Here is a 26,337-nt window from a genome sequence, read left to right as displayed (position 1 = left end):
GGAGGCGCGACGCGCCTCCCCCTCGGTACGTCCGCCGACGTAGGCTCGACGCGATGGACGCCGTCGATCGACGCTACGCACGCGCACTCGCCCCCTTCGCGACCGCGGCCTACCTGGCCGCGCTCGTCTGCGCGTTCGGGTTCCTCGCGCTGCTCTTCGGCGGCGACCCGGTCTCCCTGCCCGACGCGGGCCTGCTGCTCGGGCCGGCGATGGTCGGCGTCGCGGTCGCCGTCCTGTTCGCGATGCTCCTGTTCGCCGTGCCGGCGCGGCGGTTCCGGGACCAGGCCGCCTCGACCTGGTTCGGCATCTGGACCGGGCTCGCGGCCTGGGCGGGGTACGTGTGCACGGGCGTCATCGGCTACGCGGGCGTGGTCGACTCGCTCGACTTCGCGGTCGTGCTGGTGCTGAGCCCGTTCACGTCGATGGTCGCGCTCTTCGCCGCGGCGATCACCTGGGCGGACATCGCACTCGTGCACCGACGCCGCAGGCACGACGCCCCGCCCCGCTGGCCGTGGGAGGACCGCGAGGACCGTCCGTGACGCGCCGAGCGTCCGCGTCGCGGTGCATCCGGGGCCCGCACCCGCTAGCGTGAAGCGCGATGGACGGCTCGATCGAGGCTCGGGTCAGCCACGAGGTCGACAACTGGCTCCGCTGGCTCCCGCGGTGGCGCCCCGGCACGACGCGTGCCCGGGTGCGGCTCTGCCGACGCTGCTTCGGCTCGCCGATCCTCGCCGCGGCCGGTCTCGAGGTGGACGTGCCGCACGGCGTGCAGCACGCGTTCTCGATGCGCATGAAGGGCATCATCGACGTCGCGGTGGACGACTACACCGACCGCAACCTCCCGTTGCTGCACCGGGAGCTCCGGCAGGCCGAGGAGCGCAAGGCCCGGCGGCCCTATCGTCCCGGTGACGGCCTCGACCCGGAGTACCGCGGCCTCGACCTCGACCCCGACCCCGCGCCCGACCAGCCGTTCCTGTTCACGATCGGCGGCCTCGAGCGCGACGCGGCGGCCGGAGCCGAGGGCGGCGACCAGCCGCGACCGCTGACCCAGGAGGAGAAGGCGGCCATCCGCGAGGAGGTCCGGCTGGCAGACGAGTTCGCGAAGCAGATCGGCCGTCGCATCTGCGCCGCGCTGCGCGAGCACCGCGCCAGGATCGGGGAGGGGATCGCCGGCGTGGTCGAGCCCCAGGTGGCGGAGATGCTGGCCGACCTCGACCGCGAACTCGATTCGCCGATGTGGCCGGGGGCGTGAGGACGGGCGCCATTTGACCGCCTTGCGGGGCACGGGTAACATTGATCTGGTGTGCGCTTCGCCGCGCGCCTGAATCGTGCCCCCGGGTCGGTTCGGGAACGGGAACGAGATCACACTCCAAGGGAGCTCTGGACGAGCTACCCCCACGGCATACCCACCATATGAAGGCATCGCAGCTCTGCGGCGCCGGTGGGTCATGATGCGACACAATCCATCACCGCTGTCACCGTGCAGCATGAACGAGGAGAACGAGTGCCCACCATTCAGCAGCTGGTCCGCAAGGGCCGCTCGCCGAAGGTCGACAAGACCAAGGCCCCGGCCCTGAAGGCCAACCCCCAGCAGCGCGGCGTCTGCACGCGCGTCTACACCACCACCCCGAAGAAGCCGAACTCGGCCCTGCGCAAGGTCGCCCGAGTGAAGCTCTCCAACGGCACCGAGGTCACCGCCTACATCCCGGGCGAGGGCCACAACCTGCAGGAGCACTCGATGGTGCTCGTGCGCGGCGGCCGTGTGAAGGACCTCCCCGGCGTCCGCTACAAGATCATCCGCGGCGCGCTCGACACGCAGGCGGTCAAGAACCGCAAGCAGTCGCGCAGCCGCTACGGCGCGAAGATGGAGAAGAAGTAATGCCTCGCAAGGGACCCGCTCCGAAGCGCCCCGTCGTCGCCGACCCGGTCTACGGGTCGCCGGTCGTGAGCCAGCTCGTCAACAAGATCCTCGTCGACGGCAAGAAGGACCTCGCCCAGCGCATCGTGTACGACGCGCTCGAGACCGTCGCCTCGAAGTCCGGCCAGGACGCCGTCGTGACGCTCAAGAAGGCCCTCGACAACGTGCGCCCGACCCTCGAGGTGCGTTCGCGCCGCGTCGGCGGCTCGACCTACCAGGTCCCCGTCGAGGTCAAGCCGCACCGTGCGAACACCCTGGCGCTGCGCTGGCTCACCAGCTACGCCAAGGCCCGCCGCGAGAAGACCATGACCGAGCGTCTCACCAACGAGATCCTCGACGCCTCGAACGGCCTGGGTGCCGCGGTCAAGCGCCGCGAGGACACCCACAAGATGGCCGAGTCGAACCGCGCCTTCGCCCACTACCGCTGGTAAGAGGCGAGCGGATGCCGCAGGGCGACCCGCGGCATCCGCTCACCCCCACCCCACTCACTGAATCCCCCGGAGGAACCCTGTGGCACAGGATGTGCTCACCGACCTGACCAAGGTCCGCAACTTCGGCATCATGGCCCACATCGATGCCGGCAAGACCACGACGACCGAACGCATCCTGTTCTACACGGGCATCACGCACAAGATCGGCGAGGTGCACGACGGCGCCGCGACGATGGACTGGATGGCGCAGGAGCAAGAGCGCGGCATCACCATCACGTCCGCCGCGACGACGTGCTTCTGGAACAACATCCAGCTGAACATCATCGACACGCCCGGTCACGTGGACTTCACCGTCGAGGTGGAGCGCAACCTCCGCGTGCTCGACGGCGCGGTCGCCGTGTTCGACGGCAAGGAGGGCGTCGAGCCCCAGTCCGAGACCGTCTGGCGCCAGGCCGACAAGTACAACGTGCCGCGCATCTGCTTCGTCAACAAGATGGACAAGCTCGGCGCCGACTTCTACTTCACCGTCGACACCATCGTCAGCCGCCTCGGCGCCAAGCCGCTCGTGCTGCAGCTGCCGATCGGCGCGGAGAACGACTTCCTCGGCGTCATCGACCTCGTCGAGATGCGCGCCCTGGTGTGGCCCGGCGACGCGAAGGGCGACGTGACGCTCGGCGCGAAGTACGAGGTCCAGGAGATCCCGGCCGACCTGAAGGACAAGGCCGAGGAGTACCGCCAGACGCTGCTCGAGACCGTCGCCGAGACCGACGACGCGCTGCTCGAGAAGTACTTCGGCGGCGAGGAGCTCACGGTCGCCGAGATCAAGGGCGCGATCCGCAAGCTCACCATCAACAGCGAGATCTACCCGGTGCTCTGCGGCTCGGCGTTCAAGAACCGCGGCGTGCAGCCGATGCTGGACGCGGTCGTCGACTACCTGCCGTCGCCGCTGGACATGCCGGCCATCGAGGCGCACGACGCCCGTGACGAGGAGACCATCGTCCCGCGTCACGCCGACGCCGACGAGCCGTTCGCCGCGCTCGCGTTCAAGATCATGACGCACCCGTTCTTCGGGCGCCTCACCTACATCCGCGTCTACTCGGGTCGCCTCGACTCGGGCGGCCAGGTCATCAACACGGCCAAGGGCAAGAAGGAGCGCATCGGGAAGATCTTCCAGATGCACGCCAACAAGGAGAACCCGGTCGACTTCGTCACCGCCGGGCACATCTACGCGGTCATCGGCCTGAAGGACACCACCACCGGTGACACCCTGTCCGACCCGAACGCCCAGGTCATCCTCGAGTCGATGACCTTCCCGGAGCCGGTCATCGAGGTCGCCATCGAGCCGAAGACCAAGGCCGACCAGGAGAAGCTGGGCACGGCGATCCAGAAGCTCGCCGAGGAGGACCCGACCTTCCGCACCGAGCAGGTCGCGGAGACCGGCCAGACCGTCATCAAGGGCATGGGCGAGCTGCACCTCGACATCCTCGTCGACCGCATGAAGCGGGAGTTCAAGGTCGAGGCGAACGTCGGCAAGCCGCAGGTCGCGTACCGCGAGACCCTGAAGCGCAAGGTCGACAAGCACGACTACACCCACAAGAAGCAGACGGGTGGCTCGGGCCAGTTCGCGAAGATCCAGTTCTCGATCGAGCCGCTGGAGGTCACGGCCGACACGACCTACGAGTTCGAGAACAAGGTCACCGGTGGTCGCATCCCGCGGGAGTACATCCCCTCGGTCGACGCCGGCTTCCAGGACGCGATGCAGTACGGCATCCTCGCCGGATACCCCATGGTGGGTGTGAAGGCGACCCTGCTGGACGGTGCCGCGCACGACGTCGACTCCTCGGAGATGGCGTTCAAGATCGCCGGTTCGATGGGCTTCAAGGAGGCCGCTCGGAAGGCGAACCCGGTTCTGCTCGAGCCGCTGATGGCCGTCGAGGTGCGTACGCCCGAGGAGTACATGGGCGACGTCATCGGCGACCTGAACTCGCGTCGCGGGCAGATCCAGTCGATGGAGGACGCCAGTGGTGTGAAGGTGATTCGCGCCAACGTCCCGCTGTCGGAGATGTTCGGTTACATCGGCGACCTGCGGTCGAAGACCTCGGGCCGCGCCGTGTACTCGATGACCTTCGAGAGCTACGCGGAGGTCCCGAAGGCTGTCGCCGACGAGATCGTCCAGAAGAACAAGGGCGAGTAGCCCTCGCACAGCGCGCAACCAGCCGGTTCGCGTAACATACCCAACACACCCCGTAGATCACCGAGCGCAATCCGGCGCCCGGCGCTTCTACACGTAAGTCCTGAGGAGGACCCACAGTGGCTAAGGCCAAGTTCGAGCGGACCAAGCCGCACGTCAACATCGGAACGATCGGTCACGTCGACCACGGCAAGACCACGCTCACCGCTGCCATCTCGAAGGTGCTCGCAGAGAAGTACCCGTCGGACGTCAACGTGCTGCGCGACTTCGCTTCGATCGACTCCGCTCCCGAGGAGCGCCAGCGCGGCATCACGATCAACATCTCGCACGTCGAGTACGAGACGCCGAAGCGCCACTACGCGCACGTCGACGCCCCGGGTCACGCCGACTACATCAAGAACATGATCACCGGTGCCGCCCAGATGGACGGCGCGATCCTCGTGGTCGCCGCGACCGACGGCCCCATGGCCCAGACCCGCGAGCACGTGCTGCTCGCCAAGCAGGTCGGCGTCCCGTACCTGCTGGTCGCGCTGAACAAGGCCGACATGGTCGACGACGAGGAGATCCTGGAGCTCGTCGAGCTCGAGGTCCGCGAGCTGCTCTCGAGCCAGGGCTTCCCGGGCGACGACGCTCCGGTCGTGCGCGTCTCGGGCCTCAAGGCACTCGAGGGCGACGAGCAGTGGGTCAACTCGATCGTCGAGCTCATGGAGGCCGTCGACGACTCGATCCCCGACCCCGTGCGTGACAAGGACAAGCCGTTCCTCATGCCGATCGAGGACGTCTTCACGATCACCGGTCGCGGCACCGTCGTCACCGGTCGCGCCGAGCGCGGCACGCTGAAGATCAACTCCGAGGTCGAGATCGTCGGCATCCGCCCGACGCAGAAGACCACGGTCACCGGTATCGAGATGTTCCACAAGCAGCTCGACGAGGCATGGGCCGGCGAGAACTGCGGTCTCCTGCTCCGCGGTCTCAAGCGCGAGGAGGTCGAGCGCGGCCAGGTCGTCGTCGCTCCGGGTTCCGTCACGCCGCACACCGAGTTCGAGGGCACCGCGTACATCCTGTCCAAGGACGAGGGTGGCCGCCACAACCCGTTCTACGCGAACTACCGTCCGCAGTTCTACTTCCGCACCACCGACGTCACCGGCGTCATCACGCTGCCCGAGGGCACCGAGATGGTCATGCCCGGCGACACCACCGACATGACGGTCGAGCTCATCCAGCCGATCGCCATGGAGGAGGGCCTCGGCTTCGCCATCCGCGAGGGTGGTCGCACCGTGGGCGCCGGTACGGTCACGAAGATCATCAAGTAGCGACCCGCTCCGTCAGGAGCAGTCGTGCCGACAGGGGTCGGGCCTTCGGGCCCGGCCCCTTCGTCGTCCCCGCACCCGACGCCGCCGCGTGCGAGGATGGGGCCCATGTCGGCGGCACGATGGCGGGGACTGGACGGCCTCCGGGGCGTCGCGGTCATCGTCGTCGTGCTCTTCCACGCCGGCCTGGCCCCCGGTGGATTCCTGGGCGTCGACGTGTTCTTCGTCCTCTCCGGCTTCCTGATCACGCGCCTGCTGCGCAACGAGTACGACCGCACGGGCACGATCCGCCTCGCACGCTTCACCGCGCGCCGTCTCCTCCGCCTCTACCCGGCCCTGCTCGCGGCGTGCGCGTTCGTGCTGACCGTCGCCCTCGTCACGGGGCGGGCCGTCCCGGAACTGACGCGCGACGTGCTGGTCTCACTGACCTACACGTCCAACCTCGTGGCGATGCAGGGCGGCCTGCTCGACCACACCTGGACGCTCAGCCTCGAGGAGCAGTTCTACCTCGTCTGGCCGGCGCTGCTGCTGCTCTCGCTCCGCTGGCGCGCACCCTGGGCGTGGCTGCCGCAGGTCGCGCTCATCGCGGCGATCCTCGTGGTCGACCTCCTGCCGGGCGCCCCGCCGGCCGTGCACTCCTACGTACGCGCCATGGGCCTGCCGCTCGGCTGCGCGCTCGCGTTCGCCGGCCCGCGCACGCTGGGCGTGCTGGGGAGGCTCGCGCCGGTCGCCGCCGCGGGATTCGCGCTGGCGGTATTCCTGCCGCTGCCCGCCGCACTCACCACGGGTTGGCCGATCTCGATCGGGGCGGTGCTCGCGGCGCCGATGGTCGCCGCACTGGTGGCGTGGACGGTGCCGCCGATGGAGTGGGCACCGCTGCGCTGGTTCGGCCTCCGCTCCTACAGCCTCTACCTCTGGCACCTGCCGATCATGTCGCTCGCACTGCACCACGCACCGGCGGGCGTGCCGGGGTGGACCCGCGTGATCGTCGGCGTCGCGGCCTCGCTGCTCGTCGCCGAGGCGTCGTATCGCTGGATCGAGCAGCCCGTGCTGCGCCTCCGGGATCGGCGCCGACCGGCACCGGTGGCCGACCCCGGACCGCGGTCGGGGGACGGGGCGGCGGTCGAGTGAGGATCGCCCCTCGGGGAGCGCGGGCGCGCCGCCCGCTCGCCTAGAATCGCTGGGAGCGCATGCGCGGGTGACCCGCCCGCGTGCCGACGCCGGGCACGAGCCGGCCGTCGACGCGTGTGGATCGCCCGGCCGCCTGCGGCCTCGAGAGGAGCCTTCGTTGACCGAGATCGCCCCCGCGCCGATCGCCCTGCGCCCGGAACGCACCGAACCGGTCGCGCTCGGGGCCCTCGCGGCTGCGGCCGGCGCCGAGGTCGCGCCCGAGCACGCCGACGTCCGGGTGACCGGCGTCACGTTCGCGTCCGGCCAGGTGCGTCCGGGTGACCTCTACGTGGGCATCCGCGGGGCCAACGCGCACGGCGCGCAGTTCGCCGGCCAGGCGGCCGACGCGGGCGCGGTCGCGCTGCTCACCGACGCCGCCGGGGCGGAACTGGCCGCCGGCACGGGCCTGCCCGTGCTCGTGGTCCCGGCGCCCCGCGAGGTGCTCGGGGCGGTGGCCGCGGTCGTGTACGCGTACACCGAGGGTGACCCCCAGCTGATCGGGGTGACCGGCACCAACGGCAAGACGAGCACCGTCCACCTGCTCGACGGCATGCTCGGCGCGCTCGGCGAGACCGCTGGGCTGAGCTCCACGGCCGAGCGCCGCATCGCGGGGGAGATCGTCGTCGCCGGCCTCACGACGCCCGAGGCGAGCGACATGCACGCGCTCATCGCCACGATGCGCGAGCGGGGCGTGACCACGGCGGCGATCGAGGTCTCGGCCCAGGCGCTGACGCGCCACCGCATCGACGGCATCCGCTTCCAGGTCGCCGGCTTCACCAACCTCAGCCACGACCACCTCGACGACTACGCGTCCATGGACGAGTACTTCGACCAGAAGGTCGCCCTGTTCCAGCCCGACCGTGCCGAGACCGGTGTCGTGTCGCTGGACACCGACTGGGGTGCGCGGCTGGTCGAGCGCGCCGGCATCCCGGTGCAGACGATCACGTCGCGCGACGGGGTCGCTGCCGACTGGCACGTGCGCACGACCGCGGTCTCGCGCGAGGGCACGCGGTTCGCGCTGGACGGCCCCGACGGGGCGCACCTCGAGGCGATGATCCCGGCGATCGGCGAGCACCACGCGGCGAACGCGGGCCTCGCGATCGTCATGCTCATCGCCGGCGGACGCCCGTTCGCGCAGGTCGCGGCGGCGCTCGCGCACGACGGCGCGATCCCGCCGATCCCCGGTCGCACGGAGAACGTGGCGGCGCCCGGTTCGCCGGCGGTGTACGTGGACTTCGGGCACAGCGCCGACGCGTTCGCCAAGACCCTCGACGCGGTCCGCGCGGTGACGAGCGGCAAGGTGATCATGGTCTTCGGCGCCGACGGCGACCGCGACAAGACGAAGCGGCACGACATGGCCGCGGAGGCCGTCCGGCGCAGCGACATCTTGGTGGTCACCGACCACCACCCCCGGTTCGAGGACGCCGCGTCGATCCGCCGCACCCTGGCCGAGGGTGCGCTCGCGGCCAGGCCCGATGCCGAGTTGCACGTGGTGTCGCCGCCCCCGCGGGCGATCCGCCTCGCCGTGTCGCTGTGCGAGGCCGAGGACTCGATCCTCTGGGCGGGTCCGGGCCACCAGAACTACCGCGAGATCCGGGGCGTGAAGACCGCCTACTCCGCGCGCGAGCAGGCGCGCCAGGCCCTCCGCGAGCAGGGCTGGGAGGCGCGCTGAGCGGGTTCGCTGGGAGTCCGCTGGGCGACACGCCGGGTGCGACACGCCCGGGTTGCATGAACGTCGTGCGATGTGGCAAACTCGTTGAGTTCAACATTTCGAACGCGAGGCGAACGTGCGCGCGTTTCGGATCACTGCCAGGCAGTGCATAGCCACCTCGGGCATCCGATGCCGTGGGGGTCAGGCTAGGCCGCGGGCAGCAGGACACGACTCAACCGACAACTGCAAGGACATGGCGCAGCCATGTCCTCGAGCGGGTTCGCGCCCGCGTGCGGCTGCCGGTGACAGGTTCGACGGTCGAGCGTGTCGAGGCGATCGGATCCGCGAGGATCCCCGGTGGTCTCGACAGGCTCGATCACGGGCCGTTGACAGAAGAACAGTGGTGCACCACACGGAGTGCTACGACGGCGTCCAATGCAGCGAGAGCTGTACGACGCCTTGACAGAGAGAGAGTCAGCCATGGCGGGACAGAAGATCCGCATTCGACTGAAGTCGTACGACCACGAGGTCATCGACACCTCGGCGCGCAAGATCGTCGACACGGTGACCCGCGCGGGTGCGACCGTGGTCGGCCCGGTGCCGCTTCCCACGGAGAAGAACGTGGTGTGCGTCATCCGCTCGCCCCACAAGTACAAGGACAGCCGCGAGCACTTCGAGATGCGCACCCACAAGCGCCTGATCGACATCGTCGACCCGACCCCCAAGGCGGTCGACTCGCTCATGCGCCTCGACCTCCCGGCCGACGTCAACATCGAGATCAAGCTCTGAGGAACCCCATGTCCACGACTGCTACCAAGACCGTCAAGGGTCTCCTGGGCACGAAGCTCGGCATGACCCAGGTGTGGGATGACCAGAACCGCGTCGTCCCGGTGACCGTGATCGAGATCGCTCCGAACGTCGTCACCCAGCTCCGCACGCCCGAGAAGGACGGCTACAGCGCCGTCCAGATCGCCGCCGGCCAGATCGACCCCCGCAAGGTCCTGAAGCCGGCCGCCGGCCACTTCGAGGCCGCCGGGGTCACCCCGCGCCGCCACCTCGCCGAGGTCCGCACCGCCGACGCCGCGGAGTACGCGCTCGGCCAGGAGCTCACCGTCGAGGGCACCTTCGAGGCCGGCCAGCTGGTCGACGTCGTCGGCACCTCGAAGGGCAAGGGCTTCGCCGGTGTCATGAAGCGCCACAACTTCAAGGGCGTCTCCGCCTCGCACGGTGCCCACCGCAACCACCGCAAGCCCGGTTCGATCGGCGCGTCCTCGACCCCGAGCCGCGTCTTCAAGGGCATGCGCATGGCCGGCCGCATGGGCGGCGAGCGCGTGACCGTGCTCAACCTCAAGGTGCACTCGGTCGACGCCGAGAAGGGCCTGCTGCTCGTCAAGGGCGCCGTCCCCGGCGCTCGTGGCCGCCTCGTTTTCGTCCGCAACGCAGTGAAGGGAGCGTAGTCCATGGCTACCGCACTCGACATCGTCGACGTCAAGGGCAAGAAGGCCGGCTCGATCGAGCTGCCCGCAGAGCTCTTCGACGTGCAGACCAACGTCCCGCTGATCCACCAGGTCGTCGTCGCCCAGCTCGCCGCCGCGCGCCAGGGCACGCACAAGACCAAGAACCGTGGTGAGGTCTCCGGCGCCGGTCGCAAGCCGTTCAAGCAGAAGGGCACCGGTCGCGCCCGCCAGGGTTCGATCCGCGCCCCGCACATGACCGGCGGTGGCGTCGTCCACGGCCCGACCCCGCGCGACTACTCGCAGCGGACCCCGAAGAAGATGATCGCCGCGGCCCTGCTCGGCGCGCTCTCCGACCGTGCCCGCGGCAGCCGCGTGCACGTCGTCGAGGGCCTCTTCGCCGGTGACGCGCCGAAGACGAAGGCCGCGGTCGAGCTGCTCGACGGCGTGGCCGCGTCCAAGCACGTCCTGGTCGTGCTGACCCGCGACGACGAGCTCAACGAGCGCGCCGTCCGCAACATCCCGACCGTGCACGTGCTGACGTTCGACCAGCTGAACGCCTACGACGTGCTCGTCTCCGACGACATCGTCTTCACCACGGCCGCGCTCGAGGGCTTCATCGCCTCGAAGGCCACGAAGGAAGAGGTCTCCGCATGAGCGCCGCATGGAACAAGGACCCCCGCGAGATCATCATCGCGCCGGTGGTCTCCGAGAAGAGCTACAACCTGATCGACGAGGGCAAGTACACGTTCGTCGTGGACCCCCGCGCCAACAAGACCGAGATCAAGCTCGCCATCGAGCAGATCTTCAAGGTCGAGGTCGCGCAGGTGAACACCCTCAACCGCCAGGGCAAGACCCGCCGCACCCGCTTCGGCATGGGCAAGCGCAAGGACACCAAGCGCGCCATCATCACGCTGAAGTCGGGCTCGATCGACATCTTCACGGCTGTCGGCTAAGGAGCAACCGAGAATGGCTATTCGCAAGTACAAGCCCACGACCCCGGGTCGTCGCGGTTCGTCCGTCGCCGACTTCGCGGAGATCACCCGGTCGACGCCGGAGAAGTCCCTGCTGAAGCCCCTGTCCAAGTCGGGCGGGCGCAACAACCAGGGCCGCATCACCACCCGCCACATCGGCGGTGGCCACAAGCGCCAGTACCGCGTCATCGACTTCCGTCGCAACGACAAGGACGGCGTGCCCGCCAAGGTCGCGCACATCGAGTACGACCCGAACCGCACCGCGCGCATCGCGCTGCTGCACTTCGTGGACGGCACCAAGCGCTACATCCTCGCGCCGAACCGCCTCTCGCAGGGCGACCGCATCGAGTCGGGCCCCTCGGCCGACATCAAGCCGGGCAACAACCTGCCGCTGCGCAACATCCCGACCGGTACCGTCGTGCACGCGATCGAGCTCCGCCCCGGTGGCGGCGCCAAGCTGGCTCGTTCGGCGGGCGCCTCGGTGCGCCTCGTCGCCAAGGACGGCCCCTACGCGCAGCTCCGCCTGCCGTCGGGCGAGATCCGCAACGTCGACGCGCGCTGCCGCGCGACCGTCGGCGAGGTCGGCAACGCCGAGCAGTCGAACATCAACTGGGGCAAGGCCGGCCGCAAGCGGTGGAAGGGCGTCCGCCCGACCGTCCGCGGTGTCGCGATGAACCCGATCGACCACCCGCACGGTGGCGGTGAGGGCAAGACCTCCGGTGGTCGCCACCCGGTCAGCCCCTGGGGCCAGGCAGAGGGTCGCACCCGTCGACCCAACAAGGAGAGCGACAAGCTCATCGTCCGTCGTCGCACCGTCGGCAAGAAGCGCAAGTAGGAGTAAGAGAAGATGCCGCGCAGTCTCAAGAAGGGCCCCTTCGTCGACGAGCACCTGCTTCGCAAGGTCGTCACGCAGAACGAGGCCGGTTCCAAGAACGTCATCAAGACGTGGTCGCGTCGCTCGATGATCGTCCCCGCGATGCTGGGTCACACGATCGCCGTGCACGACGGCCGCAAGCACATCCCGGTGTTCGTCACCGAGACCATGGTGGGCCACAAGCTCGGCGAGTTCGCGCCCACCCGCACCTTCCGTGGACACGTGAAGGACGACAAGAAGGGCCGCCGCCGCTGACGCGGTGGCGTGAAGGAGGAGAGAAATGGTGGAGTCGATCGCACGCGTGCGTCACATCCGCGTGACCCCCATGAAGGCCCGCCGCGTCGTCAACATGATCCGCGGCAAGCAGGCACAGGAGGCCCTGGCCATCCTGAAGTTCGCGCCCCAGGGTGCGAGCGAGCCGGTGTACAAGCTCGTCGCCTCGGCCATCGCGAACGCTCGCGTCAAGGCCGATGCCTCGAACACCTACCTGGACGAGCAGGACCTCTACGTGTCGCGCGCATTCGTCGACGAGGGTGTCACCCTCAAGCGATTCCAGCCGCGTGCCCAGGGTCGTGCGTTCCGCATCAACAAGCGCACCAGCCACATCACTGTTGTGCTCGCCACTCCCGAGGAGGGTACGAAGTAATGGGTCAGAAGGTAAACCCGTACGGCTTCCGTCTCGGCGTGACCACCGACCACGTGTCGCGTTGGTTCTCCGACTCGAACAAGCCCGGCCAGCGCTACTCGGACTACCTCGCCGAGGACGTCCGCATCCGTCGCCTGCTGCAGACCTCGCTCGACCGCGCGGGTGTCTCGCGCATCGAGATCGAGCGCACCCGTGACCGCGTCCGCGTCGACATCCACACCGCCCGCCCGGGCATCGTGATCGGTCGCCGCGGCGCCGAGGCCGAGCGCATCCGCGCCGACCTCGAGAAGCTCACCGGCAAGCAGATCCAGCTCAACATCCTCGAGGTGAAGAACCCCGAGGCCGACGCCCAGCTCGTCGCGCAGGGCATCGCCGAGCAGCTCTCCGCACGCGTGGCCTTCCGCCGCGCCATGCGCAAGGGCCTGCAGGGCGCGCAGCGCGCCGGCGCCAAGGGCGTCCGCATCCAGGTCTCCGGCCGCCTCGGCGGCGCCGAGATGAGCCGCTCGGAGTTCTACCGCGAGGGTCGCGTGCCGCTGCACACCCTCCGCGCGAACATCGACTACGGCTTCTACGAGGCGAAGACCACCTTCGGCCGCATCGGCGTGAAGGTCTGGATCTACAAGGGCGACATCACCAACAAGGAGCTCGCCCGCGAGCAGGCCAACCAGAAGTCGTCGCGCCCCGAGCGCGGAGACCGTCGTCGTGCGCCCAAGGCGCAGGAGCCGGTCGCAGCAGGAGTTGAGGCATAACCATGTTGATTCCCCGTCGAGTCAAGTACCGCAAGCAGCACCACCCGGGTCGTCGTGGCCAGGCCACCGGCGGCACCAAGGTGTCGTTCGGCGAGTACGGCATCCAGGCCCTGACCCCCGCCTACGTGACCAACCGCCAGATCGAGTCCGCTCGTATCGCGGTGACCCGTCACATCAAGCGCGGCGGCAAGGTGTGGATCAACATCTACCCCGACCGTCCGCTCACGAAGAAGCCGGCCGAGACCCGCATGGGTTCCGGCAAGGGTTCGCCCGAGTGGTGGGTCGCCAACGTCAAGCCGGGCCGCGTCATGTTCGAGATCTCGGGCGTCTCCGAGGAGCTCGCACGTGAGGCGCTGACCCGTGCAATCCACAAGCTGCCCCTGAAGGCACGCATCATCAAGCGCGAGGAGGGCGACGCATAATGGCCGTCGGATCCAAGGAGCTCGCCCCCGCCGAGCTCGACACCTTCGAAGACGAGCGTCTCGTCGACGAGCTGAAGAAGGCCAAGGAGGAGCTGTTCAACCTGCGCTTCCAGGCCGCGACCGGTCAGCTCGAGAGCCACGGTCGACTGAAGGCCGTCAAGCGCGACATCGCTCGCATCTACACCGTGATCCGCGAGCGCGAGCTCGGCATCCGCGCCACCCCGGCCCCGGTCGAGGTGCCCGCGAAGGCCGAGAAGCCCGCGAAGAAGACCAAGAAGGCGGCGGCCGACGCCGACGCCGAGACGAAGGAGGCCTGACATGGCTGAGACCAAGAAGGCTGCGGCCGAGGTCGCCGAGAAGGCCGAGCTCGTCCGCCCGTACCGCAAGGTGCGCCGCGGCTACGTCGTCAGCGACAAGATGGACAAGACCATCGTCGTCGAGGTCGAGGACCGCGTGAAGCACCCGCTCTACGGCAAGGTCATCCGCCGCACCTCCAAGGTGAAGGCGCACGACGAGCAGAACACCGCCGGCATCGGCGACCTGGTCGTCATCAGCGAGACCCGGCCCCTGAGCGCCACCAAGCGCTGGCGCCTTGTCGAGATCCTCGAGAAGGCCAAGTAAGCCCCGCGGGCTTGCTTCGTAGAAGGAGTACACAGTGATTCAGCAGGAATCCCGGCTCAAGGTCGCCGACAACACCGGCGCCAAGGAGCTGCTCACCATCCGCGTGCTCGGCGGGTCGAGCCGGCGCTACGCCGGCCTCGGCGACACCATCGTCGCGACCGTCAAGGACGCGATCCCCGGTGGCAACGTGAAGAAGGGCGACGTCGTCAAGGCGGTCATCGTCCGCACGGTCAAGCAGACCCGTCGTCCCGACGGCTCGTACATCAAGTTCGACGAGAACGCCGCAGTGATCCTCAAGAACGACGGTGACCCCCGTGGCACCCGCATCTTCGGCCCGGTGGGCCGCGAGCTGCGCGACAAGAAGTTCATGAAGATCATCTCGCTGGCGCCGGAGGTCATCTAACTCATGGCGAAGATCAAGAAGGGTGACCTGGTCCAGGTCATCTCGGGTCCCAAGACCAAGAAGGACGGCAGCCCGGGCGACCGCGGCAAGCAGGGTCGCGTCATCGAGGTGCTGCCCGACCAGCGCGTCGTCGTCGAGGGCGTCAACTACGTCACCAAGCACGTGCGGGTCGGCCAGACCCAGCGCGGCTCGAAGACGGGCGGCCTCGAGACCCACGAGGCCCCCATCCACGTCTCGAACGTCGCGATCGTCGACCCCGAGACCAAGAAGCCGACGCGCGTCGGCTTCCGCACCGAGACCGTGACGAAGGACGGCGTCGAGAAGACGGTCCGCGTTCGTTACGCCAAGAAGTCAGGTAAGGACCTGTAGCAATGACCGACACTGCAGTGGGAACTGGCAAAATCCAGCCCCGTCTCAAGCAGAAGTACCAGGCTGAGATCATCGCGAAGCTGACCGAGGCGCACGGCTACACCAACGTGCACCAGGTTCCCGGCCTCACGAAGATCGTCGTGAACATGGGCGTCGGCGAGGCGGCCCGCGATGGCAAGGTCATCGACGGCGCGATCGCGGACCTCACCAAGATCACCGGCCAGAAGCCGCTGGTGACGAAGGCCCGCAAGTCCATCGCGCAGTTCAAGCTGCGCGAGGGCCAGCCGATCGGCGCGCACGTGACGCTCCGCGGCGACCGCATGTGGGAGTTCCTCGACCGCCTGCTCTCGCTCGCGCTGCCCCGCATCCGGGACTTCCGCGGCCTGTCCGACCGTCAGTTCGACGGCCACGGCAACTACACGTTCGGCCTCACGGAGCAGTCCGTGTTCCACGAGATCGACCAGGACAAGATCGACCGCGTCCGCGGCATGGACATCACCGTGGTGACCACCGCGAACACCGACGAGGAGGGTCGCGCGCTGCTCACGGCGCTCGGCTTCCCCTACTCGGCCGGCTCGAACGCACAGTAGGACCCCGCGGATGCCGCGTCATGCGCGCGGCATCCGCACCCGATCCGGGCGACCGCCCGGCTCACCACCACAGGTCAGCTCCCGTGTAACGGGCCCTGAAACCTGGTGAACGAAGGAAACACATCATGACGATGACCGATCCGGTCGCTGACATGCTGACCCGGCTGCGCAACGCCAACTCCGCGCACCACGACAGCGTGTCCATGCCGAACTCGAAGCTCAAGTCGCACATCGCCGAGATCCTGAAGAACGAGGGCTACATCGCCGACTTCGAGGTCTCCGAGGCGCGCGTCGGCACGACGCTGACCCTGCAGCTGAAGTTCGGCCCCAACCGCGAGCGTTCGATCGCGGGCATCAAGCGGGTCTCGAAGCCCGGACTCCGCGTGTACGCGAAGTCGACCGAGCTCCCCAAGGTGCTCGGCGGCCTCGGCGTCGCGATCCTGTCCACCTCCAGCGGTCTGCTCACCGACCGCCAGGCCGAGAAGAAGGGCGTGGGTGGGGAAGTCCTCGCCTACGTGTGGTAACCCGACATGTCACGAATCGGACGTCTCCCCATCGACATCCCTGCCGGCGTCACCGTCTCGGTCGACGGCCGTCAGGTCAACGTGAAGGGCCCGAAGGGCGAGCTCTCGCTCGTCGTCGCGGCTCCCATCGAGGCCAAGGTCGAGGACGGCCAGGTCCTGGTCACCCGCCCGGACGACGAGCGCGAGTCGCGTTCGCTCCACGGCCTCACCCGTTCGCTGATCAACAACCAGATCGTCGGCGTCACGCAGGGCTACTCGAAGGCCCTCGAGATCGTCGGCACCGGGTACCGCGTGCAGCAGAAGGGCAGCTCGATCGAGTTCGCCCTGGGCTTCTCGCACCCGGTGACGGTGGAGCCGCCCGCCGGCATCACCTTCACGGTCGAGGGCAACAACAAGCTCACCGTGGCAGGCATCGACAAGCAGGCCGTCGGCGAGACCGCTGCGAACATCCGCAAGATCAAGAAGCCGGAGCCCTACAAGGGCAAGGGCATCCGCTACGCCGGTGAGGTCGTTCGCCGCAAGGCCGGAAAGGCTGGTAAGTAATCATGGCCGTCAAGAGCAAGTCGGCTGCGCGTTCGCGCCGCCACGCCCGCCTGCGCAAGAAGGTCGTCGGCACCGAGCTGCGTCCGCGTCTGGTCGTGACGCGCTCGGCGCGCCACGTCTTCGTCCAGGTGGTCGACGACAGCAAGGGCCGCACGGTCGCCTCGGCGTCCACCATGGAGGCCGACCTCCGTGCGTTCGACGGTGACAAGACCGCCAAGGCGCGCAAGGTCGGCGAGCTCGTCGCCGAGCGCGCGAAGAGCGCCGGTGTCGAGGCCGTGATCTTCGACCGCGGTGGCAACAAGTACGCCGGTCGTGTCGCAGCGATCGCCGATGGAGCGCGAGAGGCAGGGCTGAACCTGTGACCGAGAACAACAACAAGGAGCCGGACGTGGTCTCCGAGACGCCCGTCGAGACGGCTGCGTCGAGCGAGTCCGCCAAGAACGCCGGCGGCGGCCGTGAGGGCCGTCGTGGCGGCGGTCGCGACCGCAACCAGGGCCGCGGCCGCGACCGCGACGAGAAGAGCCAGTTCCTCGAGCGCGTGGTGACCATCAACCGCGTCTCGAAGGTCGTCAAGGGCGGTCGCCGCTTCAGCTTCACGGCGCTCGTCGTCGTGGGCGACGGCAACGGCATGGTCGGCGTCGGCTACGGCAAGGCCCGTGAGGTCCCGACGGCCATCTCGAAGGGCGTCGAGGAGGCGAAGAAGAACTTCTTCCGCGTCCCGCGCGTGGCCGCCACCATCCCGCACCCGGTGCAGGGCGAGGCCGCCGCCGGCGTCGTGCTCCTGCGTCCGGCCGCCCCCGGTACCGGTGTCATCGCCGGTGGTCCGGTGCGCGCCGTGCTCGAGTGCGCCGGCATCCACGACGTGCTGAGCAAGTCGCTCGGTTCGTCGAACACCCTCAACATCGTGCACGCCACCGTCGAGGCGCTGCAGCAGCTCGAGGAGCCCCGTGCCGTCGCAGCTCGCCGCGGCCTCGACTACGACGAGGTCGCCCCGGCCCGTCTGCTGCGTGCCGAGGCCCAGGCAGCCGAGGCTGCCGCTGCAGCGAAGGCAGGTGCCTGATGGCCGGTCGGCTCAAGGTGACCCAGATCAAGTCCAAGGTGAGCGAGAAGCAGTACCAGCGTGACACCCTGCGCAGTCTCGGACTCAAGCGCATCGGTGACGTCGTGGTCCGCGAGGACACCCCGCAGAACCGCGGGTACGTCAACACCGTCGCTCACCTCGTCAAGGTTGAGGAGATCGACTAATGGCAGAAGAGAAGAAGGACGCCGCGGCGGAGGCCCCGAAGAAGGCCCCCGCGAAGAAGGCTCCGGCGAAGGCCGCTGCCGAGAAGGCTCCGGCGAAGAAGGCACCGGCGAAGGCCGCTGCCGACAAGCCGGCCGCCGAGAAGGCTCCGGCGAAGAAGGCTCCGGCGAAGGCCGCTGCCGACAAGCCCGCGGCTGAGAAGGCTCCGGCTGCGAAGGCTCCGGCCAAGAAGGCTCCGGCCGCCACGGCCGCTGCCGAGAAGGCCCCGGCTGCCAAGGCTCCGGCTGCCAAGGCTCCGGCGAAGAAGGCTCCGGCCAAGGCCGCCGAGACCGACGAGCGCGAGCAGGTCCTCAAGGTCCACCACCTCCGCCCGGCGCCCGGCGCCAAGAAGGCGAAGACCCGCGTCGGTCGCGGTGAGGGCTCGAAGGGCAAGACCGCCGGTCGTGGCACCAAGGGCACGAAGGCCCGCAACACGGTGCGCGTCGGCTTCGAGGGCGGCCAGCTGCCCTACCACATGCGTGCGCCGAAGCTGCGCGGGTTCAAGAACCCGTTCCGCGTCGAGTACCAGGTGGTCAACCTGGCCAAGCTCGCCGAGCTCTACCCGAAGGGCGGGGACGTGACCGTCTCCGACCTCGTGGCCAAGGGCGCGGTGCGCAAGAACGAGAAGGTCAAGGTGCTGGGCGACGGCGACATCGCCGTCAAGCTCAACGTCACGGTCGACAAGGTCTCCGGTTCCGCGGAGCAGAAGATCGTGGCCGCCGGCGGTTCCGTCAAGTAATCCCCGCGCAGCAGCACGGTGTGTCGAGCCTGTCGGGGCCTCGCGTAGTATTACGGGGGCCCTGACAGGCTCGAGCCGCAACAACGACCTGCTCCACGACGGAGCAACAGGAGGACAGGTGTTCAACGCCATCGGGCGGATCTTCCGCACGCCGGATCTTCGCAGGAAGATCGGCTTCACCCTGGGGATCATCGCCCTGTTCCGGCTCGGCTCGTTCATCCCGGCGCCGTTCGTGGACTTCGGCAACGTGCAGGCCTGCCTCGCGGCCAACCAAGGCACGTCCGGCCTCTACGAGCTCGTCAACGTGTTCTCCGGCGGCGCACTGCTCCAGCTGTCGATCTTCGCGCTCGGCATCATGCCGTACATCACGGCGTCGATCATCACGCAGCTCCTCCGCGTCGTCATCCCGCACTTCGAGGCGCTGTACAAGGAGGGCCAGGCCGGCCAGGCCCGCCTGACCCAGTACACGCGGTACCTCACCATCGCGCTCGCGGTCCTGCAGTCGACCACGCTGATCACGGTCGCCCGCAGCGGCGCGCTCTTCAACACCAACCCGATCGCGGAGTGCTCGCAGCTGCTCACGAACGACGCGTGGTACGCCATCCTCCTCATGGTCATCACCATGACGGCGGGCACCGGCCTCATCATGTGGCTCGGCGAGCTCATCACCGAGCGCGGCATCGGCAACGGCATGTCGCTGCTCATCTTCACCTCGATCGCGGCGACCTTCCCCGGCTCGCTCTGGGCGATCGGCGTGGCCCGCGGCTGGGACATCTTCGCGCTCGTGCTCGTCGTCGGCATCGCGATCGTCGTCGCCGTCGTGTTCGTGGAGCAGTCCCAGCGCCGCATCCCCGTCCAGTACGCCAAGCGCATGGTCGGGCGCCGCACCTACGGCGGCAACAACACCTACATCCCGATCAAGGTGAACATGGCCGGCGTGGTGCCCGTCATCTTCGCCTCGTCGCTGCTGTACCTGCCGGCGCTGATCGCGCAGTTCAACCAGCCGCAGCCGGGTGAGGAGCCGCAGCCCTGGGTCGTCTGGATCCAGAACTACCTCGTGAACGGCGACCACCCGCTGTACATGCTGCTCTACTTCCTGCTCATCGTCGGCTTCACCTACTTCTACGTCGCGATCACCTTCAACCCGGAGGACGTGGCGGAGAACATGAAGAAGTACGGCGGGTTCATTCCCGGCATCCGTGCCGGGCGCCCCACCGCCGAGTACCTCGACTACGTGCTCACGCGCGTCACCCTGCCGGGCTCGATCTACCTCGGCATCGTCGCGCTCATCCCGCTCATCGCGCTGGGCCTCGTCGGCGCGAACGCGAACTTCCCGTTCGGCGGCGCCTCGATCCTGATCATCGTCGGCGTCGGCCTCGAGACCGTGAAGCAGATCGACGCGCAGCTGCAGCAGCGCCACTACGAAGGGCTCCTCCGATGACCCGCATCCTCCTGATCGGCCCGCCCGGCGCGGGCAAGGGCACCCAGGCCGCGCGCCTGGCGCAGGCCTTCGACGTTCCGGCGGTCTCCACCGGCGACATCTTCCGCGCCAACGTGCAGGGCGGCACGACCCTCGGCCTCGAGGCCAAGGCGTACATGGACCGCGGCGAGTACGTGCCCGACTCGCTCACCAACGCGATCGTGCACGACCGCCTGCAGCACGCCGACGCCACGACCGGGTTCCTCCTCGACGGCTACCCGCGCACGATCGAGCAGGTGCACGAGCTCGACCGCATCCTCCAGGAGGACGGCAACGCCCTCGACGCGGTGATCCAGCTCGTCGCCGACACCGACGAGGTCGTCGCGCGGCTGCTGAAGCGGGCTGCCGAGCAGGGCCGCTCCGACGACACCGAGGACGTCATCCGCCACCGGATGGCCCTGTACGCGGAGCAGACCGCCCCGCTCGTGGCGGTCTACGGCGAGCGCGGCCTGGTGGTCGAGATCGACGGCCTCGGCGCCGTCGAGGAGGTCACCGAGCGCATCCTCGACGCGATGGCGGCGCGCGGCCTCCGCGCGGTCGCATCCGTCGACGACGCCTGAGCCGGCGCGTGTTCAAGCGCTCGATCTACAAGTCGCCCGAACAGCTCCGCGCGATGCGCGCGCCCGGCGCGGCCACCGCGGCCGCCCTGGCGGCGGCGCGATCGGCGATCCGGCCCGGGGCGACCCCGATCGAGCTCGACGCGCTCGCCGAGTCGGTGATCCGCGCGCACGGCGGGGAATCGAACTTCAAGCTCGTGCCGGGCTACCGGCACACCCTCTGCGTGTCGGTGAACGACGAGGTCGTGCACGGCATCCCGGGCACGCGACCGTTCGCGCCCGGTGACATCGTCTCGGTCGACGGCGGCGCGCAGGTCGACGGGTGGAACGGCGACTCCGCGTTCACGGTGGTGCTCGACGACCCGGCGCGGCCGGAGCTCGTCGCGGCGCGACGGGAGCTCTCCGAGGTCACGGAGTCCGCGCTGTGGGCGGGCGTCGCCGCGCTCGCGCGCGTGCGGTACCTCAACGACGTCGGCGCGGCGATCCAGGACCACGTCGAGTCGCTCGGCGACTGGGGCATCCTCACCGACTACGTGGGCCACGGCATCGGGCGCACCATGCACGAGGAGCCGCCGGTGTTCAACTACCGGGTGCGGCCGAGGGGGCCCGAGGTGCGCCCCGGGCTCGTCGTCGCGATCGAGCCGATGATCGTCGCTGGCGACATCGACACGCTCGTGCGCGACGACGACTGGACCGTCGCGACCACCGACGGCGCCGACGCCGCGCACTGGGAGCACTCGATCGCCGTGCACGACGACGGCATCTGGGTGCTCACCGCCGACGACGGGGGAGCGGCGGGCCTCGCCGCGCACGGCATCGTCCCGGTGCCGCCGCGCTGACCGGCGGCATCCACCGCCCCTCGCGCCGCGCGGGTTCGACCGCCACGGCGGTCACGACTCCATGACGTGCGTGAGCGCGTCGATGAACGACGGGAAGTCGCCGCCGGCGGCCACCAGCTCGCGGACGTGCGCCGGCTCGGAGAACACCTCCACGAACTGGTCGAAGACGCGCTGGAACGCGGCGCGTCCCTCCTCGCTGAACGCGATCAGGGCGACGACCCGCACCGCGTCGTCGCCCCAGCGCAGCGGCGTGGGGCTCACGACGATCGAGATCGCGGTGCGCCGGGCGGTCATCGCCATCGCGTGCGGCACCGCGAGGCTCTCGGTGAACGCGGTCGACGACAGGCGCTCGCGCTCGAGCGCACCCTCGACGTAGGCGTCGTCGATCAGCCCGCGTGCGACCATCTCGGCGCCGAGCTCCCGGATGATCCCCTCCGCGCCCACGTCGGGCACCGTGCGCCGGAACAGCGCGGGGTCGAAGTACTCGAGCAGCTCGGCGGCGATGCGTCCGCGACGCCGCGCCCGGCGTGCGTGCGCGATGCCCCGCCGGACCCGGTCGAGGTCGTCGTCGCGCACGAAGGGGGTGACGACGATGGTGCGCTCGTCGGGCCGCCGCTCGGGCATGGTCGTCACGACGACCTCGCCCGACAGGGACGCCCAGTCGACGTCGCTGCGGGTGATCACGTCGACGATCCGCCCCTCGGCGCCGATGGCGTCGCGGATGCGGCGGAGCGCACTGAGGTGGAGGTCCTGGTACGCGGGCACGACGACCGACACGTCGACCCGGTCGCTGCCCGCGGTCGCGTCCTCCAGGCGGGCGCCGACGTGCATCGCGATGTAGGCGATCTCGTCCTCGTTGACGTCGATGCCCTCCTCGCGCTGGAGCTCGCCGGCGATGAAGACCGCGAGCTCGTAGATCATCGGGTACGACGACTTCAGCGACCCCGCCACCGGGTTGCGCGCGTATGAATGCTCCCCGGCGCGCGCGACCAGGTGCTGCACGTGCATCGCGAGCCGGCCGAGGAACTCCTCGTCGTCGAGGTCGACCAGGTAGCGGCGGGTGGCCTCGAGCACGATGCGCCGGACCGACGCGAGGCGCTCCGCGTCGACGTACCGCTCGAGCGACGCGGCCTCCCCGGCGACCGGGGTCGCGGCCCGGGTCGCGATGAGCGAGGCGAGGTAGCGCAGGTCGGCCTCGCCGAGGTCGATGTCGAAGTGGGCGGGCACGAGTTCGCGCAGCACCTCCGCGAGCGGCGCGGTCTCGGCCGTCTCGGGCAGTTCGGCGGCGGATGCCTCGGGCAGCGCGTGCTCCCGCGTGATCCGGTCGACCGACACGGCGACGTGGAGGAGCACGTTGCTGAGCCCGTAGTCGTTGACGAGGTAGCCCGCGTCGGTGAGCCGTTCCAGCAGCGCGGTCTTGAACTCGGCGAGCCGCTCGGTCGCGAACGCCTGCTGCAGGCGATCGACCTCGAGCATGCCGCGGCTCGACTCCTCGCGGAACAGTGCGCCGAGCATGCGCCGCCGGGCGGCCTCGGTGCCGCTGACGCGCACGGTGTCGCCACGGCGCTCGAGCCGGAGCCCGGAGCCCTGCAGGCGGTCGCGCGCGCGGGCGAGGTCGGCCTCGACCGTCGAGTCGCTCACGAACAGCTCCGCGGCGAGGTCGTGCACGCCGACCGGTTCGTGCGCGTCGACCAACCGGCGCAGCACGCGCACGCGACGCGCGCCGGGCGAGTCGGCCGGGTCGCGGTCGCGCTCGCGGAAGCGCGCGAGGGCGGCGGCGTCGAGCGTGTAGCCGCTCGGACCGGAGAGGATCACCGGGTCCTCGGCGGCGGCGTTCGTCGCGGCGACGTAGTTGCGCACGGTGCGCGACGTGACCCCCAGGCGGTCCGCCAGCTCCGCGGCGGTGAACGTGCCGCCGCGCTCGAGCACGGCCAGCATCCGCTCCTGCCGCTCGGCCACGGACCCTCCTCCCGCGCGCGAGCGCCCGGCGGCGTCGCACGTCCCACCATGAGTCAACCACCTCGGCCGGGCCCGCGGGCGGAGCCGACCCGGATTTCCGGGGGTGCGGAAAGACGTCTGGTGGTGGGACGCCCGCCCGGATCGCCAGACTGATGTCGTGCCCCGCCGGAACCTCGGCGGGGGCGCCGGCTCGTCGGGGGGTCGGCACCGACTTGGGAACACGGGAGACGGTGAGCGGATCGATGAGGATCCTCGTGGTGTGCGGCGCGGGTGCGTCGAGCACGTTCGTCGCCCAGCGCGTGCGGCGCAGCGCCCGCGACCGCGGGCTGGTGGTGCAGGTGGATGCGGCGGGAGCCGGCCGACTCGAGCAGGGGCTCGACGAGGTCGACGTGGTCCTGCTCGGAGCGCACGTCGGCGACCTCGCCGACCTCGTGCGCGAGCGCGCCGCCGAGGCGTCCGTCGCCGTCGCCGTGATGACCGAGCGCGTCTTCGCGGCGCGCGACGGAGAAGAAGCCCTCGATCTCGCCCTCGAAGTCGCTGGGGCGCGATCGTGAACGCGCGAGCGCGCGTCACCCTCCCGGACGTGGAGTGCCGGGGCTATGGTGAGTACGGGAACGGACGCCAGCGACGGAGGCCGGAATCATGGTGGAACGCACTGTCCAGATCGGATCGAGCCACGGACTGCACGCCAGGCCGGCGAAGCTCTTCACGCAGGCCGCTGCCGAGTCGGGATCACAGGTCACGATCGCGAAGGATGGCGGCTCGGCCGTCAACGCCGCGAGCATCCTGGCCGTCATCTCGCAGGGCATCGATCACGGTGACACCGTCACCCTCACTGTCGAGGGCGGCGATGAGGATGCCGTGCTCGAGCGGCTCGTGGAGCTGCTCAGCACCGACCACGACGAATAGCGGGCGCCCGCTCCCGTTCGCCGAACGGATGGGAGACGCGTGATGGAACTGCACGGAACAGGGATCGGATCGGGCGTCGCGCTCGGGCCGGTGGTCCGCATGGCGGAGCCGCTGCCGGAGCCGGTCGACCGGCCGAGCCACCTCGACCCCGAGCGGGAGGCCGAGCGCGCCCGCGGATCGCTCTCCGTCGTCGCGGCGGAGTTGCAGGGCCGCGGTGCGAAGGCCGGCGGAGCGGCGCAGGACGTGCTCGAGGCCCAGGCCATGATGGCCGAGGACCCGACGCTCATGGACGACATCGTGAAGCGGCTGGGCGAGGGGAAGACGGCCGAGCGCGCCGTGTTCGAGGCGTTCGCCTCCTTCCGCGACATGCTCGCCGCGATGGGCGGCTACATGGGCGAGCGCGCCGCCGACCTGGACGACGTCTCGCAGCGGGTCATCGCGAACCTGCTGAAGCTGCCCGCGCCGGGCGTGCCGAACCCGGGGCATCCGTTCGTGCTCGTCGCGCGCGACCTCGCGCCCGCCGACACCGCGACCCTCGACCTCGACCAGGTGCTCGGGCTCGTGACCATCGACGGCGGACCGACCTCGCACACGGCGATCCTCGCCCGCGAGAAGTCGATCGTCGCGGTGGTCGGTGCGACGGATGCCGGTCAGCTGGACTCGGGCGACCAGGTGATCGTCGACGCCGAGAACGACCTCGTCATCGTCGGCCCGACCGAGGACGAGCGGGTCGCGGCGCAGGAGCGCATCGCCGAGCGCAAGGCGCGGGCGGCGGCACCGATCACGCCCGGCGCGCTCGCCGACGGCACGCCCGTGCCGCTGCTGGCGAACCTCGGCTCGGCCGACGGCGCGGCCGGCGCGGTCGAGCTCGGCGCCGAGGGCGTGGGCCTGTTCCGCACCGAGTTCCTCTTCCTCGACGCGCAGCAGGCGCCGACGGTGGTCGAGCAGCAGGAGCAGTACACGCGCCTGCTCAACGCCTTCGGCGGGAAGAAGGTGGTCGTGCGCGTGCTCGACGCGGGCGCCGACAAGCCGCTGTCGTTCCTGAACGACGCCGAGGAGGAGAACCCGGCGCTGGGCCTGCGCGGCATCCGCGCCCTCCGCGAGTCGGAGACGATCCTGCGCGAGCAGCTCACGGCGCTTGCGGCGGCGGATGCGGCGACCGACGCCGACCTGTGGGTCATGGCGCCCATGGTCGCCAACGTGGAGGAGGCGCGGTACTTCACCGCACTGGCGAAGGAGCTCGGCATCCGCACCGCCGGGGTCATGATCGAGGTGCCGAGCGCGGCGCTCCTCGCCGATCGGCTGCTCGCCGCGACCGACTTCGCGTCGATCGGCACGAACGACCTCACCCAGTACACGATGGCCGCCGACCGAATGCTCGGCACCGTCGCGGCGTTCCAGAACCCGTGGCACCCTGCCGTGCTCTCGCTCGTCGCGTCCGTGGGGGAGGCAGGTCGGGAACTCGGTCGACCGGTCGGCATCTGCGGCGAGGCCGCAGCCGACCCGATGCTCGCCGTCGTGCTCGTCGGGCTCGGCGCCACCACCCTGTCGATGTCCCCGTCGGCACTCGCAGACGTCCGCGCGTCCCTGGCGCGGTACACGAAGGACGACGCGATCGCGATCGCCCGCGCAGCACTGGCCGCCGAGGGGGCGGCCGAAGCTCAGCAGGCGGCGAAGGACGCCGCAGGCTCCGTCACGGCCGGGCACGACGTGTCCGCGCCCACGTCCTAAA

Annotated in this window: 35 protein-coding genes; 34 read left to right on the top strand and 1 reads right to left on the bottom strand. The window is 69.7% G+C overall.

The genetic code is table 11. The features are described 5' to 3' along the window. Positions 1-53: 53 nt before the first annotated feature. The 31 genes from ABZK10_RS01445 to map all read left to right on the top strand — a co-directional run bounded on the left by ABZK10_RS01445 (position 54) and on the right by map (position 21,737). A complete protein-coding gene (locus ABZK10_RS01445) occupies positions 54-539 on the top strand; it encodes a DUF6121 family protein (RefSeq protein ID WP_353807400.1) in 486 nt (161 codons plus the stop codon). Between the two features lie 59 nt (positions 540-598). Then, complete coding sequence (locus tag ABZK10_RS01440; protein WP_353807399.1) at positions 599-1,252, top strand: spermidine/putrescine ABC transporter substrate-binding protein; 654 nt, start codon at positions 599-601, stop codon at positions 1,250-1,252. Between the two features lie 252 nt (positions 1,253-1,504). After that, positions 1,505-1,879 carry a 30S ribosomal protein S12 gene (rpsL, locus tag ABZK10_RS01435; RefSeq protein ID WP_281884886.1) on the top strand — a complete coding sequence of 125 codons (375 nt, stop codon included), beginning with the start codon at positions 1,505-1,507 and terminating at the stop codon, positions 1,877-1,879. Further along, entirely contained in the window at positions 1,879-2,349 is a 471-nt protein-coding gene (gene rpsG / locus ABZK10_RS01430; protein ID WP_353807398.1) for a 30S ribosomal protein S7, read from the top strand. Before rpsL ends, rpsG begins: the two co-directional genes overlap by 1 nt. 79 nt (positions 2,350-2,428) lie before the next feature. Continuing rightward, entirely contained in the window at positions 2,429-4,543 is a 2,115-nt protein-coding gene (fusA, locus tag ABZK10_RS01425; RefSeq protein ID WP_353807397.1) for an elongation factor G, read from the top strand. A gap of 116 nt (positions 4,544-4,659) precedes the next feature. Beyond that, the gene (gene tuf, locus ABZK10_RS01420; protein WP_353807396.1) at positions 4,660-5,853 is read left to right on the top strand and encodes an elongation factor Tu; all 1,194 of its coding nucleotides are present in this window, start codon (positions 4,660-4,662) and stop codon (positions 5,851-5,853) included. A 105-nt stretch (positions 5,854-5,958) separates the two neighbouring features. Next, positions 5,959-6,981: an acyltransferase family protein gene (locus ABZK10_RS01415; protein WP_353807395.1), complete on the top strand. Its 1,023-nt coding sequence runs from the start codon at positions 5,959-5,961 to the stop codon at positions 6,979-6,981. Positions 6,982-7,138: 157 nt separating this feature from the next. After that, on the top strand, positions 7,139-8,692 hold the full coding sequence (locus ABZK10_RS01410) for a Mur ligase family protein (protein ID WP_353807394.1): 1,554 nt from the start codon (positions 7,139-7,141) through the stop codon (positions 8,690-8,692). Between the two features lie 459 nt (positions 8,693-9,151). Then, a complete protein-coding gene (gene rpsJ / locus ABZK10_RS01405) occupies positions 9,152-9,460 on the top strand; it encodes a 30S ribosomal protein S10 (RefSeq protein WP_017201594.1) in 309 nt (102 codons plus the stop codon). 8 nt (positions 9,461-9,468) lie between these two features. After that, positions 9,469-10,128, top strand: a complete 660-nt coding sequence (rplC, locus tag ABZK10_RS01400; protein WP_353807393.1) for a 50S ribosomal protein L3 — start codon at positions 9,469-9,471, stop codon at positions 10,126-10,128. A gap of 3 nt (positions 10,129-10,131) precedes the next feature. Then, the gene (gene rplD, locus ABZK10_RS01395; protein ID WP_353807392.1) at positions 10,132-10,782 is read left to right on the top strand and encodes a 50S ribosomal protein L4; all 651 of its coding nucleotides are present in this window, start codon (positions 10,132-10,134) and stop codon (positions 10,780-10,782) included. Further along, positions 10,779-11,081, top strand: coding sequence for a 50S ribosomal protein L23 (gene rplW / locus ABZK10_RS01390; RefSeq protein WP_353807391.1), 303 nt, complete (start codon positions 10,779-10,781; stop codon positions 11,079-11,081). Before rplD ends, rplW begins: the two co-directional genes overlap by 4 nt. 13 nt (positions 11,082-11,094) lie before the next feature. Next, the gene (gene rplB / locus ABZK10_RS01385) at positions 11,095-11,934 is read left to right on the top strand and encodes a 50S ribosomal protein L2 (protein WP_353807390.1); all 840 of its coding nucleotides are present in this window, start codon (positions 11,095-11,097) and stop codon (positions 11,932-11,934) included. A 12-nt stretch (positions 11,935-11,946) separates the two neighbouring features. Beyond that, on the top strand, positions 11,947-12,228 hold the full coding sequence (gene rpsS, locus ABZK10_RS01380) for a 30S ribosomal protein S19 (RefSeq protein ID WP_281884907.1): 282 nt from the start codon (positions 11,947-11,949) through the stop codon (positions 12,226-12,228). 25 nt (positions 12,229-12,253) lie between these two features. Beyond that, a complete protein-coding gene (rplV, locus tag ABZK10_RS01375; RefSeq protein WP_281884909.1) occupies positions 12,254-12,619 on the top strand; it encodes a 50S ribosomal protein L22 in 366 nt (121 codons plus the stop codon). After that, entirely contained in the window at positions 12,619-13,368 is a 750-nt protein-coding gene (gene rpsC, locus ABZK10_RS01370; protein ID WP_281884911.1) for a 30S ribosomal protein S3, read from the top strand. The genes rplV and rpsC overlap by 1 nt, the downstream gene beginning before the upstream one ends. Positions 13,369-13,370: 2 nt before the next feature. Beyond that, complete coding sequence (gene rplP / locus ABZK10_RS01365; protein WP_286310352.1) at positions 13,371-13,790, top strand: 50S ribosomal protein L16; 420 nt, start codon at positions 13,371-13,373, stop codon at positions 13,788-13,790. Next, a complete protein-coding gene (rpmC, locus tag ABZK10_RS01360; RefSeq protein ID WP_353807389.1) occupies positions 13,790-14,107 on the top strand; it encodes a 50S ribosomal protein L29 in 318 nt (105 codons plus the stop codon). The genes rplP and rpmC overlap by 1 nt, the downstream gene beginning before the upstream one ends. A gap of 1 nt (position 14,108) precedes the next feature. Beyond that, on the top strand, positions 14,109-14,411 hold the full coding sequence (gene rpsQ, locus ABZK10_RS01355; RefSeq protein WP_353807388.1) for a 30S ribosomal protein S17: 303 nt from the start codon (positions 14,109-14,111) through the stop codon (positions 14,409-14,411). A 34-nt stretch (positions 14,412-14,445) separates the two neighbouring features. Next, positions 14,446-14,814, top strand: coding sequence for a 50S ribosomal protein L14 (gene rplN, locus ABZK10_RS01350; protein ID WP_281884919.1), 369 nt, complete (start codon positions 14,446-14,448; stop codon positions 14,812-14,814). 3 nt (positions 14,815-14,817) lie between these two features. Continuing rightward, complete coding sequence (rplX, locus tag ABZK10_RS01345; protein WP_353807386.1) at positions 14,818-15,183, top strand: 50S ribosomal protein L24; 366 nt, start codon at positions 14,818-14,820, stop codon at positions 15,181-15,183. 2 nt (positions 15,184-15,185) lie between these two features. Further along, a complete protein-coding gene (rplE, locus tag ABZK10_RS01340) occupies positions 15,186-15,773 on the top strand; it encodes a 50S ribosomal protein L5 (protein ID WP_353807385.1) in 588 nt (195 codons plus the stop codon). Between the two features lie 125 nt (positions 15,774-15,898). Then, positions 15,899-16,297 carry a 30S ribosomal protein S8 gene (gene rpsH, locus ABZK10_RS01335; RefSeq protein ID WP_353807384.1) on the top strand — a complete coding sequence of 133 codons (399 nt, stop codon included), beginning with the start codon at positions 15,899-15,901 and terminating at the stop codon, positions 16,295-16,297. A 6-nt stretch (positions 16,298-16,303) separates the two neighbouring features. Further along, positions 16,304-16,840: a 50S ribosomal protein L6 gene (gene rplF, locus ABZK10_RS01330; protein WP_353807383.1), complete on the top strand. Its 537-nt coding sequence runs from the start codon at positions 16,304-16,306 to the stop codon at positions 16,838-16,840. 2 nt (positions 16,841-16,842) lie between these two features. Further along, on the top strand, positions 16,843-17,202 hold the full coding sequence (gene rplR, locus ABZK10_RS01325; RefSeq protein ID WP_353807382.1) for a 50S ribosomal protein L18: 360 nt from the start codon (positions 16,843-16,845) through the stop codon (positions 17,200-17,202). Next, positions 17,199-17,900: a 30S ribosomal protein S5 gene (rpsE, locus tag ABZK10_RS01320; protein ID WP_353807381.1), complete on the top strand. Its 702-nt coding sequence runs from the start codon at positions 17,199-17,201 to the stop codon at positions 17,898-17,900. Before rplR ends, rpsE begins: the two co-directional genes overlap by 4 nt. Further along, entirely contained in the window at positions 17,900-18,085 is a 186-nt protein-coding gene (gene rpmD / locus ABZK10_RS01315; protein ID WP_281884931.1) for a 50S ribosomal protein L30, read from the top strand. Before rpsE ends, rpmD begins: the two co-directional genes overlap by 1 nt. Then, positions 18,085-18,861 carry a 50S ribosomal protein L15 gene (rplO, locus tag ABZK10_RS01310; RefSeq protein ID WP_353807380.1) on the top strand — a complete coding sequence of 259 codons (777 nt, stop codon included), beginning with the start codon at positions 18,085-18,087 and terminating at the stop codon, positions 18,859-18,861. The genes rpmD and rplO overlap by 1 nt, the downstream gene beginning before the upstream one ends. A gap of 118 nt (positions 18,862-18,979) precedes the next feature. Further along, a complete protein-coding gene (gene secY / locus ABZK10_RS01305; RefSeq protein ID WP_353807379.1) occupies positions 18,980-20,302 on the top strand; it encodes a preprotein translocase subunit SecY in 1,323 nt (440 codons plus the stop codon). Continuing rightward, positions 20,299-20,901 carry an adenylate kinase gene (locus ABZK10_RS01300; protein WP_353807378.1) on the top strand — a complete coding sequence of 201 codons (603 nt, stop codon included), beginning with the start codon at positions 20,299-20,301 and terminating at the stop codon, positions 20,899-20,901. The genes secY and ABZK10_RS01300 overlap by 4 nt, the downstream gene beginning before the upstream one ends. 8 nt (positions 20,902-20,909) lie before the next feature. Further along, positions 20,910-21,737, top strand: a complete 828-nt coding sequence (gene map / locus ABZK10_RS01295; RefSeq protein WP_353807377.1) for a type I methionyl aminopeptidase — start codon at positions 20,910-20,912, stop codon at positions 21,735-21,737. Positions 21,738-21,788: 51 nt separating this feature from the next. Here map and ABZK10_RS01290 read toward each other — a convergent pair whose 3' ends face one another. After that, a complete protein-coding gene (locus ABZK10_RS01290) occupies positions 21,789-23,696 on the bottom strand; it encodes a BglG family transcription antiterminator (protein WP_353807376.1) in 1,908 nt (635 codons plus the stop codon). Positions 23,697-23,938: 242 nt separating this feature from the next. On the opposite strand from ABZK10_RS01290, the gene ABZK10_RS01285 reads away from it, so the two are divergent. The 3 genes from ABZK10_RS01285 (at position 23,939) to ptsP (ending at position 26,336) form a co-directional block, all read left to right on the top strand. Beyond that, positions 23,939-24,250: a PTS sugar transporter subunit IIB gene (locus ABZK10_RS01285; protein ID WP_353807375.1), complete on the top strand. Its 312-nt coding sequence runs from the start codon at positions 23,939-23,941 to the stop codon at positions 24,248-24,250. 88 nt (positions 24,251-24,338) lie between these two features. After that, positions 24,339-24,605, top strand: a complete 267-nt coding sequence (locus ABZK10_RS01280) for an HPr family phosphocarrier protein (protein WP_353807374.1) — start codon at positions 24,339-24,341, stop codon at positions 24,603-24,605. A 42-nt stretch (positions 24,606-24,647) separates the two neighbouring features. Next, a complete protein-coding gene (gene ptsP, locus ABZK10_RS01275; RefSeq protein WP_353809582.1) occupies positions 24,648-26,336 on the top strand; it encodes a phosphoenolpyruvate--protein phosphotransferase in 1,689 nt (562 codons plus the stop codon). The last annotated feature ends 1 nt before the right edge of the window (position 26,337 follow it).

Source organism: Agromyces sp. SYSU T00194 (assembly GCF_040496035.1).
Classification (GTDB): Bacteria; Actinomycetota; Actinomycetes; order Actinomycetales; family Microbacteriaceae; genus Agromyces; species Agromyces chitinivorans.
Note: the sequence above shows the minus strand (reverse complement) of the source record. Positions and strands in the feature narration are given on the sequence as shown.